Origin of the sequence: Parvibaculum sp. (assembly GCF_040882025.1) — a bacterium.
Classification (GTDB): domain Bacteria; phylum Pseudomonadota; class Alphaproteobacteria; order Parvibaculales; family Parvibaculaceae; genus Parvibaculum.
This window is the reverse complement of the sequence record NZ_JBBECC010000189.1, coordinates 1-11262: the sequence shown is the minus strand read 5'-3', so window position 1 is coordinate 11262 and position 11262 is coordinate 1. Positions and strand designations below refer to the sequence as shown.

Genomic DNA, 11262 nt, shown 5'->3' with positions numbered 1-11262 from the left:
GCCTCGGCCACCCAGTCGACGAAATAATTAATCGAACCGCGTGTCGCATAGCCTTCGAGCGAAGCTGGGCTGACATTGGCGACATGCGCCTCGTCGGCCGTGATATATCCGGCGGCAACCATGTTCTGGAGCACAATGGCGGCGCGGCCGCGCGCGAGATCGATGTCGTTGGTCGGCGAATAACGCGACGGCGCCTTCAGAAGCCCCGCCAGCATCGCCGCTTCCGGCAGGGTCAATGCACGAGCCGGTTTCCTGAAATACCGCTCGGAGGCCGCTTCGAGCCCATAGGCACCGCCGCCGAAATAGACCCGGTTCAGATAGAGGGTCAGGATTTCCTCTTTCGAAAATCGCAGTTCGAGCCAAACCGCCAGCACCATTTCCTCGATCTTGCGCGAGAGCGTGCGATCGGGTTTCAGGAAAAGGTTCTTGGCCAATTGCTGCGTGATCGTCGAACCGCCCTGCACATAAGCACCGGCCCGATAGTTCGCTGCCATCGCACGGACAAGGCCGACAGGGTCGACACCAAAATGCCAGTAGAAACGCCGGTCTTCAGTTGCCAGCACGGCCGCCGGTACATGCGGCGGCAGATCGGCCAGCGGAGTATAGCCGCCCTTCAGGTCGCCGCGATGGCTCAGCAGCTGACCATCCGTGGCACGAATGGAGATCGACGGCGCCTGACGAACATTGTAGAGGCCGGAGGTGTCGGGAAGATTGAGCCCATACCAGAAAAGCAGACCGCCAAAGGCGATGACGCTCCATAACGCCAGAAGCGCGCCGTAGTAGAACACGCCGCTGAGAAGACCGGCACGCCGGGCCGGCGCCCGTTTGCGCGACGCTGCGGATTTGCTCGCGGGCGGCCGGCGCGACGATTTCGACCGCTCCTTGCCGGAGGACAATTTCTTTGCGGATAAACCCGGCTTGACCCCGGGCTTGCGTGGCTTTGACGCCGGCTTCTTACCCGACTTGAAAGTGGGTTCGAGGCGTCGCTTACCGCGATCTTCCCACGCATCGTCATCCCAGCGCGCCATATCCTCGTTGTCGCCTTCTTCGCTATCGAACGGGGCATTGACGCCAACGCCGAGCCGTACGGGGCGAAGACCGGCCATGCGGACAACGGTCCAGTCTCCGTCATCCGCCGCATCACGCCGCGCGGATTTCATTGCCGACCTGCGGGATGCCATGGAACCTGTGCCTCGCCGTGCTGTCCCGACGCCGCAAGAGGCACCGGAGAACTCGTCCCGAAGCTAGACACCGATGGTTAACGTGTTGTTAACGCTTTGGCGGCCTCCCGATCAGGCGCAGCGGCTGGCCTCAAATGTCCAGATTGGCAACATTCAGGGCGTTTTCGCGGATAAAATCACGGCGCGGTTCGACCACATCGCCCATAAGCTTGACGAAAAGATCATCTGCCTCGTCCAACTCGCGAATTCTGACCTGAAGCAACGAGCGGGCGTCCCTGTCGAGCGTCGTCTCCCAGAGTTGGTCCGGGTTCATCTCGCCCAGACCCTTGTAGCGCTGGACGGAATTTCCCTTGGAGCCTGCGGCCAGAACGGCGTCGAAGAGCTGCGAGGGCGAGCGAATCATATGGGTCTCATCCTTGCGGCGCAGCGTCGCCGCCTTGCCGTAAATCTCCTGCAGATGCGGCGTATAGCTATCGAGACGGCGGGCGTCGGCGCTGGCGATCAACGGCCCGTCGATCGACACTTCCTCGCGCACGCCGCGCACTTCGCGGGCAAAACGCAACCCGCCATCGGCCGTTGTCTCGCCCGTCCAGCCGCGCTCCGTCTCCTCGGAGAGAAGATCGAGACGGCGGGCGATATAGGCGGCTGCTTCTGTCGCCTGCGCTTCTTCTGCAAGCGCCTTCGGATTGAGCGCGCCCGCGATCGCCGCCTGCTCGATGACGAAGCGGGGATATTTGCCCGGCAGGCCGTCGAGCACGGTACGCACGGCGCGCGCTTTCGAGACGATGTCGGCGAGGTCGGGGCCGGCGCGCTGCGAACCGTCGGCAAGTGTCAACACCATGTCCTCGATGCCGGTCGCCGCCAGAAAGTCGTTGAGCGCCTTTTCATTCTTCAGATAGGTCTCCGAGGTACCGCGACGAACCTTGTAGAGCGGCGGCTGGGCGATATAGAGGTGGCCGCGCTCGATGACCTCCGGCATCTGCCGGTAGAAGAAGGTCAGCAGAAGTGTACGGATATGGGCGCCGTCGACATCGGCGTCGGTCATGATGATGATCTTGTGGTAACGCAGCTTCTCGATGTTGAAGTCGTCGCGGCCGATGCCGGTGCCGAGCGCGGTGATGAGGGTACCGATTTCATTCGACGACAGCATCTTGTCGAAACGCGCGCGTTCGACATTGAGGATCTTGCCGCGAAGCGGCAGCACCGCCTGATTGGACCGGTCGCGCGCCTGCTTGGCCGAGCCACCGGCCGAATCGCCCTCGACGATGAAAAGTTCGGATTTAGCCGGATCGCGCTCCTGGCAATCGGCCAGCTTGCCGGGCAGGCTCGACACATCGAGCGCGCCCTTGCGGCGCGTCAGCTCGCGAGCCTTGCGCGCGGCCTCGCGGGCGGCGGCGGCCTCAACCACCTTGCCGACGATCTGGCGCGCTTCGGATGGATGTTCCTCAAGCCATGTCGAAAGGGCATCGTTGACGAGACCCTCGACGACCGGCCGCACTTCGGAGGAAACGAGTTTGTCCTTTGTCTGCGAGGAAAACTTCGGATCGGGCACCTTGACCGACAGAACGCAGGTCAGGCCCTCGCGCGCGTCGTCGCCGGTCAACGTGACCTTTTCCTTTTTTGCGATGCCACTTTCGTTTGCATAGGCGTTGATAACGCGCGTGAGCGCGCCCCGGTAACCCGCGAGATGCGTGCCGCCGTCGCGCTGGGGAATGTTGTTGGTGAAGCAGAGCACGTTCTCGTGGTAGCTGTCGTTCCACCACATCGCGACTTCGACCGTAATGCCGTCACGCTCGGCGGCAATGGCGATCGGTTTCTGGATCAGCGGTGCCTTGGTCCGATCGAGAAACCGGACAAAGGCCTCAAGACCGCCTTCATACATCAGGTCGACCGATTTCGGCTCGACACCGCGATTGTCCGTGAGATTGATCCGGACGCCTGAATTTAGGAAGGCGAGCTCGCGCAGCCGGTGCTCCAGTGTGGCGAAATCGAACTCGGTTTGCGTGAATGTGCCCGACGAAGGATGAAATGTAATCTCGGTGCCACTGACGGGTTTGCCGTCGGCGGCTTTGGGCGCTTCACCGGTGACAGCGAGCGGCGCATCGGGAACGCCATGCTGGAAACGGATCAGATGCTCCTTGCCGACGCGCCAGATACGCAATTCAAGCCAATCGGAAAGTGCGTTCACCACCGACACGCCGACACCGTGCAGACCGCCCGAGACCTTGTAGGAGTTCTGGTCGAACTTACCGCCGGCATGAAGCTGGGTCATGATGACTTCGGCCGCCGACACGCCTTCGCCCTTGTGGATCTCGACCGGAATGCCGCGGCCATTGTCCCAGACGGTGCATGAGCCGTCGGCATTGAGCCGCACATTGACCGCGTCGCAATAGCCGGCCAGTGCTTCGTCGATCGAATTGTCGACGACCTCATAGACCATGTGATGAAGGCCCGAACCATCATCGGTGTCGCCGATATACATGCCCGGACGCTTGCGAACCGCGTCGAGGCCCTTTAGAACCTTGATCGATTCCGCACCATATTCCTCGGGCGCTTCGTCGGCTGGCGTAGACATCTGTTTCTTCCTTCGGATTCTTTCACCCGCCCACAGGGACGGGGTTTCAGGCCATTTCGGCGGCGGAGCGAATGATCTTGCCGACCACGCCATATTCCTTCGCTTCCTCAGCGTTCATCCAGTGATCGCGATTGGTGTCCTTGAGAATTTTCTCAAGCGGCTGGCCCGTCGCTTCGGCGAAGATGAGATTGAGGCGCTCGCGCATCTTCAACACCTCACGCGCCTGAATGTCGATTTCGGTTGCAGATCCACCGATGCCGCCGCGCGGTTCGTGCAGCAGGAAGCGCGTGTTCGGCAGGCAATAGCGGTCTTCGCGGTCGGCCGACACATAGATCAGTGCGCCGGCGCTTGCGACCCAGCCTGTGCCCAAAACGCGGACACGCGGCTTGATGTATTTGATCATGTCGTGAATCATGTCGCCGGATTCGACGTGGCCGCCCGGAGAAGAAACGATCAGCGTAATCGGATCGTCGGATTCTCCTGCCATCGCCAGCAAGCGTTCGGAAACGGCGCGGGCCTGACGGTCATTGATCTCGCCGGTGACGAGCACGGTGCGCGACTTGAAGAGGCCGCTTTCGACCAGTGGCGTGAGCTGGTTTTTCAGCGCGTCGATATCGGGGGTCTCGTTCTCGTTTCTCATCCTGTTCATTCCCTTGACGCCGAATCTAGCCGGCATTTTCGATGGTACCGCGCGCGACGCGAAAATTCTGCGCCCGCGCGCCGAAAGTCTCAAAGAGCGACGGGTCGGCGCCCGTCAGGAAAGCCTGCAGTCCCAGCGCGATGATCTCGTCGAAAAGCGCCGAGCGACGCTTGCCGTCGAGATGGGCCGCGATTTCGTCGAGCAGCAGCAAAGGCGGCGTGCCACGCGCAGCCAGCAGGCGCGCATTGGCGAGCACGATACCGATCAGTAACGCCTTCTGTTCGCCGGTCGAACAGCTTCGCGCCTCGCGATCCCTCGTCGCATGACGAACCGCGAGATCGGTGCGATGCGGGCCGGTGAGAGCGCGTCCGGCGGCCGCATCCCGCGCCCGCATGGCGGCAAGCTCGCGGCGGAAGCTGTCTTCGAGGTCGACGGCCGCTTCGTTATCAAGCGCGGCCTCCAGTGCACCATCGAGCGCAACCTCGGCGCGCGGAAAGCTGTGCGTCTCCGCTGCCTCCAATGCGCCGCGCAGCCGTGCCAGCGTTTCGACACGCGCGGCCGCAACTGCAACGCCATGCTCGGCCATCTGCGTTTCGAGACCGGCGAGCCAGGCGTCGTCGAGAACATTCTCGGCCAGCAAGCGGTTACGCTCACGCAATGCCCGATCGTATGCGTTGACGCGGCCGCCATGCGCCGGGTCGAAGCCCATCACAAGACGATCGAAAAAGTGGCGGCGTTCGCTCGCGCCGTCGAGAAAGAGCCTGTCCATGGCCGGCGTCAGCCAGACCGTTCGCAGATGCGCGGCAAGAGCCGACGGTCCCGCAACTTCCCCGTCGATCCTGACACTACGGCTGCGCGAGGCCGACTCCGCGCCGGGTTCGATGCCGGTGCCGATGCGCAATGGCCCTTGTGCGGTTTCCAGCGTCGCCGCAACGGCCCAGCCACCCGCACCGCCATCGCGCGCAATCTCCGCATAGGGCACACCGCGCAGCCCGCGGCCCGGCGCGAGCAGCGAAATGGCTTCGAGCAAATTGGTCTTGCCTGCACCGTTTTCACCGGTCAATACGGCCGGCCGACCGTCCAGCGTCAACTCCGCGCGCGCATAGGAACGGAAGTCGGTGACAACAAGCCGACTCAGGCCGATACGCGCATGAGCCGTCGGCCGGTCGACAGCAATCAACTCACCCGTAGGATGCACTCCCGATCCTCTGTTTTCGGTCCTAGACGCGCATCGGCATCAGAACATAGATCGCCATACCGTCCTCGCTGTCGCGCACAAGCGTCGGCGAGCCGGAATCGGCAAAGGCGAATGTTGCCTCCGCACCGTCGATCTGACCGGTGATATCGAGCAGGTAGCGCGCGTTGAACCCGATTTCCAGCGGCGTGTTTGAATAGGCGACCGACAGTTCCTCGGTCGCACTGCCCGAGTCCGGATTGGTGACGGAAAGCGTCAACTTTCCATCGTCGAGATTGAGTTTCACGGCGCGGGACTTTTCGGTCGAGATCGTCGAGACGCGGTCAACCGCCTCGGCAAACCGCTTGCCGTCCACCTGCATCATCTTGTCGTTGCCGGCCGGAATGACGCGGCCGTAATCAGGAAAAGTGCCGTCGATCAGCTTGGATGTCAGAACGACACCGCCAAATTCGAAACGAATCTTCGTCTCCGACACGCCGACCGAAAGCGAACCGGTATCGCCTTCGAGAAGCTTCTGCAATTCCAGCACCGTCTTGCGCGGCACGATGACACCCGGCATGCCCGACGCGCCGTCCGGCAGATCGTAATCGACCTGGGCGAGGCGGTGGCCATCGGTTGCGACAGCCCGCAAGGCCTTCTGCTTGCCGCTTTCGACGGCGTGCACATAGATGCCGTTGAGATAGTAACGCGTCTCCTCGGTGGAGATCGCAAAACGCGTCTTGTCGATCAGGCGACGCATGGCCTCGGCCGGTATCTCGAAACGATGTGGCAGTGAGCCCGCCGCCATGGCTGGAAAATCCTCCTGCGGCAGCGACTGGAGGGCAAACCGCGAACGGCCCGCCGTCAGTTGCAGGCGCCCTTCGTCGGTACCGGTCGAGAGTTCGACCTGCGCGCCTTCCGGCAGCTTGCGGACGATATCGTAAAGTGTGTGGGCCGACGCGGTGGTCGCACCCGGCTGTGCGACATCGGCATCGATCGCTTCCACCACCTCAATGTCGAGATCGGTCGCCGTCAGGCTCAACTGGCCATCGGCGGCCTTGATCAGAACATTGGAAAGAATGGGAATTGTGTTGCGGCGTTCGACGACCGACTGCACATGGTTGAGAGACTTGAGCAGCGCGCCCCGTTCGATCGTGATCTTCATGGTCTCTCTTCGGTCCCCCGGTGGGTTCGCTTGTGGCTTCTGCAGCATCGCGGATGGCGGAACAAAGGGTCCACCGTCCCTGCCTGTCGCGAGGTCATACGGGCCTTCCCCCCTCATCGGAGATTTGTTCCGGAGTGTCCGGGGACGCCGCTCGCATCTCTGCAGACGCGCCGTTTCCTCAAGGACTCTCGCGAACAGGGGGTCGGACGCGGCCGGCTCGGACAACCCGGATCACGAGAACCGGACACCGCACCCGGCGCATTCCGGCTGCTGCCGGAATTCCGCAGGAATTCGCGCCGCGAGTATACCAGATCGTTCGCGCGATGCACGTTTTTCGACGGATTTTGTGGTCTGGCGATTGCCCTTCAACACCCTGATTCGCAAGGGGTTTTTGAGGGCTGCCGACGAACCCGGTCAGTTCGGGCCGTGGCCGCCTTCGAGCATCCGCCGGAGCAGATCGACATCCTCCTCGATGCCGGAATCGAGGTGGCAGAGTTCGTCGATCTTCCGAACGGCGTGAATGACCGTCGTATGGTCGCGACCGCCGAATTTTCGGCCGATCTCGGGCAGAGACCGCGAGGTCAATTGCTTGGCGAGATACATCGCCACCTGGCGCGGGCGGGCGACAGCGCGGGCGCGACGGGCCGAGAGCATGTCAGCAAGGCGGACGTTGTAATATTCCGCTACACGGCGCTGGATTTCCTCGATGGTGATCTTGCGGTCGTTGGAGCGCAACAGATCGCGCAGCACTTCCTGCGACATGTCGAGCGTGATCGGTCGGCCGACAAAGGAGGCATAGGCGACGACGCGCTTGAGCGCACCTTCGAGCTCGCGCACGTTGGAAACGATGCGATGAGCCAGAAATTCCAGAACGCCCGCGGGAATGGTCACCGGCCCGTTCTTTTGCATCATTTCCTCGGCCTTGGCCTGAAGGATACCGAGACGCAGCTCATAGTCGGTCGGATGAATGTCGGCAGCGAGGCCCCAACCGAGACGCGAGCGGATGCGTTCCTCGATACCTTCGAGATCGGAAGGCGAACGGTCGGCCGAAATGATGACTTGCCGGTTGTGGTCGATCAACGCATTGAAGGTGTGGAAGAATTCCTCCTGCGTCGAATCCTTGCCGGATATGAATTGGACGTCGTCGATCATTAGCACGTCAACCGAACGAAACTGCTGCTTGAAGGCCATCGTGTCCTTGAAGCGCAGTGCCCGCACGAACTGGTACATGAATTTCTCGGCCGACAGATAGAGCACCTTGCGGTCCGGCTGGCGCGTGCGAATTTCCCAGGCAATCGCATGCATCAGATGCGTCTTGCCAAGGCCGACCCCCCCATAAAGGAAAAGCGGATTGAAGCTGACATCCGTCGCTTCGGCAACGCGACGGGCAGCGGCATGCGCAAGCTCGTTCGACTTGCCGACGACGAAAGCGTCGAAGGTAAAGCGCGGATCAAGCGGCGCGCCGACGCCCGCGTCCTCAAGGCCCGATGGAGCCAGATTTGCGACAGGCTGACTTTCGGACTGCAGCGGCACAACGGTCGGAAGGACATCGCGCTCATCCTCTGCGTGGCCGTTCGGCTTCGCTTCACCCGCCGCCACCAGAATATCGACCCGGGCAAACGCCTCATCCTCATCCGCCCACAGCTTCGACAAGCGGTCCGCATAATGCGACACAATCCAGTTGCGGATGAAACGCGTCGGCACACTCAGCGTGACGCGGCCGTCGCCGACGCCAATCAACCCGACCTGCTTGAACCAGCTATTGAAGGTTGCCTCGCCGAGTTCGGCCTGCAACCGCGCGCGGACGCGGCGCCACTGATCGTTGAGGCTCATCGCGGAACTGCGCCTTTCGACCGATGGGGCCGCCTCGTCCAGCAACCGCCGCGCTTCCGGCCGGTGCAGGATCCTTTTTTCCGCGGAAGATGAACCCATGTCTTTCTCGCTCACAAGATTTGCCCCATTTTCGCCCCGGTCCGTCTGACGGCACCGGATTATTCCTTGCGTTCGAGGCTTGCCACATCCCGATCCGCCACTTCTCGGCCTTGGCCTGACTCAGGATTGAGCCCAGGGAAGACCCGCCGCCTTCCAGCCGTTGCGTGCCCCGCGATGGCGGGTACCATCGAGGTCGCCCTCGAAGCCGCCCGCAATGTTGAAGCAACGGCCGAACCCGACCGATGTCAGGGCTATCGCCGCCGCACGACTGCGCGCACCGGAACGACACAGAAAGAACAGCGGCGCATCGCTGAGATTCGCCCCGAGTCCCGCCAACAGATCGTCGGTAAAGCGCGGATTACGCTCCATGGCCGGATAGACCTGCCACTCCAGCAGCATCGGCTCCTTGCCCAGTCCCGACAGGTCGGGCACGCCGACAAACGACCACTCGGCACGGGTGCGCACATCAACCAGCGTTGCCCTAGGATCGGCGCCGAGCACACGGAATGCCTCTTCCGGCGTTACGTCGCCGGCGTATTCATCCGGTTTTTTCCCGATCACTTCCGGCACAACGTCCCCGTCCGCCATGGCCGCCCCACACCCTGTTGCCCGTAACCCGATTTCGGACACACAGCCCCGACAGGGGCAACAACGGAAGCGCCCCTGCTCGTCACTCAAGCTATGTTTGGATACTTGTTTTTTCCCGAAGGAGCAAACATCAATACTGTATTGTTTCGATTTTTACTATAAAAACACAGTATTGATGGGCCCCTCTGAGGTTGTTAAACATACCGGCTGGGGGCGGGCGAGGCAAGCGGAAGAATCGCTTCCGTCAAAAAAAGTTCGCATGTGTGACGGCAGGCGCGCACGCAATATCCTGTGGCCATCGCAATGCAAACATACAGACGCGCCCGCAAGTCCCGCTGCGGTCCGAGTTATTTTTTTCGCCGGCCATGCGCATGCAATGCAGACGTCCCGCGATGAAACGCAACGAGCACAAAGAAAAAGCCCGCCGATCATTCGATCGCGGGCTTTTGGATTTTCACACTCTGGATACGTGCGATTGACGGTCAGATCGCGCGCAAGAAACGCCTGTCAGGCAAGCGCTTTCACGCGCTGTGCGAAACGCGACACCTTGCGCGAAGCGGTGTTCTTGTGAATCACGCCCTTCTGTGCAGCGCGCATGATTTCAGGCTGCGCGGCGCGCAGCGCGACTTCTGCTGCCTTCCTGTCGCCGCTCGCCAGCGCTTCCTCAACCTTGCGGACGAAGGTGCGCATGCGGCTGCGCCGGTCCTTGTTGACCTCGGTGCGCGCCGCGATCTTGCGGATTGCTTTTTTTGCGGACGTTGTATTCGCCATCGATCTTCGGACCTTTAGTCTCGCCCGGTCCTTTTCGGACCCGCGGAAATGCCGTTCAAGAAAAGGCTGCCGGTACAAGAATATACGGGCTGGCGCCTCGAAAGCGGGGGTTATACGCGCCCACCCATCGTTCGTCAACAGGCCCAAAATCGGTGAAAACGCGGTAAAAACCGGCCATTTTCAGCGATTTCGAAACTGCGGCTGCCGCTTCTCGACAAAGGCAGCCATGCCTTCGGTCTGATCTTCGGTCGCGAACATCGAATGGAACAGTCGGCGCTCGAAGCGCACCCCCTCGGCCAGCGTCGTTTCATAAGCGCGATTGACGCTTTCCTTGGTCATCATGGAGATCGGCAGCGACATGTCCGCAACGCTTGCCGCCACCTTCAATGCTTCATCGAGAAGCGTGTCCGCAGGGACAACACGACTGACCAATCCCGCCCGCTCCGCTTCCTCGGCATCCATCATGCGGCCGGTCAGGCACATTTCCATTGCCTTCGACTTGCCGACGAAACGGGTCAGGCGCTGGGTGCCGCCCGCGCCGGGCATCACGCCGAGCTTGATTTCCGGCTGACCGAATTTCGCGTTGTCGGCGGCAATAATGAAATCGCACATCATGGCGAGTTCGCAGCCGCCACCCAGCGCATAGCCCGCGACCGCCGCGATCACCGGCTTTCGGCAGCGGGTCACGCGCTCCCAATTGGCGGTGATGAAGTCCTCCTTGTAGACATCCATGTAGGATTTCGGCTGCATTTCCTTGATGTCGGCGCCGGCGGCGAAGGCTTTCGGCGAACCGGTAATCACGATGCAATGAACGTCGTCATCGACCTCCCAGTCATCGAGCACCGCCGTCAGCTCATCCATCAGCGCCTTATTGAGTGCATTCAGCGCATCCGGGCGGTTGAGCGTGATCACACCGACCGCGCCTTTCTTTTCGACCAGGATGTTCAGGTAGGCCATAGGTTTCTCCTGTTACGCATATTGAAATGCATGAGCGCGGCGGAAGACATGCTATTCGGGCGTGATCGAGAAGCGCACTTCGGTTCGCGGCGCGGCAGCGTTCGAGAGCGATACGATCTGGATTTCAAGTTTCTCGCCTTCGCGGCGGAAAAGCAGCAACCCACCGATCAATTCCAGTTTTTCAATGCGTGTCCAGCCGAGTTCCGGCAAGGTTTTCACATAGAAGGCTTGCACCTCATCCGGCGCGACATCGCCCTGCGTCACGGCGCGGACGATGCG

General features: G+C 61.5%; 10 protein-coding genes. All 10 read right to left on the bottom strand.

Translation table 11 applies throughout. The annotated features are described in order from the left end of the window. Positions 1 to 1160: transglycosylase domain-containing protein (locus tag WEB61_RS14425; RefSeq protein ID WP_368065036.1), on the bottom strand; the 1160-nt coding region annotated here is incomplete at its 3' end. Between the two features lie 151 nt (positions 1161 to 1311). After that, entirely contained in the window at positions 1312 to 3756 is a 2445-nt protein-coding gene (gene gyrB / locus WEB61_RS14420) for a DNA topoisomerase (ATP-hydrolyzing) subunit B (RefSeq protein WP_368065035.1), read from the bottom strand. A gap of 46 nt (positions 3757 to 3802) precedes the next feature. Beyond that, a complete protein-coding gene (locus WEB61_RS14415) occupies positions 3803 to 4396 on the bottom strand; it encodes an ATP-dependent Clp protease proteolytic subunit (RefSeq protein WP_368065038.1) in 594 nt (197 codons plus the stop codon). Positions 4397 to 4421: 25 nt separating this feature from the next. Continuing rightward, positions 4422 to 5594: a DNA replication/repair protein RecF gene (recF, locus tag WEB61_RS14410; RefSeq protein ID WP_368065034.1), complete on the bottom strand. Its 1173-nt coding sequence runs from the start codon at positions 5592 to 5594 to the stop codon at positions 4422 to 4424. 22 nt (positions 5595 to 5616) lie between these two features. Next, positions 5617 to 6735 (bottom strand): DNA polymerase III subunit beta, encoded by a 1119-nt coding sequence (dnaN, locus tag WEB61_RS14405; protein ID WP_368065033.1) that lies wholly within the window; start codon positions 6733 to 6735, stop codon positions 5617 to 5619. Positions 6736 to 7149: 414 nt separating this feature from the next. After that, the gene (gene dnaA, locus WEB61_RS14400; protein ID WP_368065037.1) at positions 7150 to 8568 is read right to left on the bottom strand and encodes a chromosomal replication initiator protein DnaA; all 1419 of its coding nucleotides are present in this window, start codon (positions 8566 to 8568) and stop codon (positions 7150 to 7152) included. Between the two features lie 219 nt (positions 8569 to 8787). Next, on the bottom strand, positions 8788 to 9255 hold the full coding sequence (locus tag WEB61_RS14395) for a rhodanese-like domain-containing protein (RefSeq protein WP_368065032.1): 468 nt from the start codon (positions 9253 to 9255) through the stop codon (positions 8788 to 8790). Between the two features lie 507 nt (positions 9256 to 9762). Then, a complete protein-coding gene (gene rpsT / locus WEB61_RS14390) occupies positions 9763 to 10026 on the bottom strand; it encodes a 30S ribosomal protein S20 (protein ID WP_368065031.1) in 264 nt (87 codons plus the stop codon). Positions 10027 to 10206: 180 nt separating this feature from the next. Next, on the bottom strand, positions 10207 to 10983 hold the full coding sequence (locus tag WEB61_RS14385; protein ID WP_368065030.1) for an enoyl-CoA hydratase: 777 nt from the start codon (positions 10981 to 10983) through the stop codon (positions 10207 to 10209). A 51-nt stretch (positions 10984 to 11034) separates the two neighbouring features. After that, positions 11035 to 11262, bottom strand: a 228-nt coding sequence (locus WEB61_RS14380) for a hypothetical protein (protein ID WP_368065029.1), incomplete at its 5' end; no start/stop codon positions are given.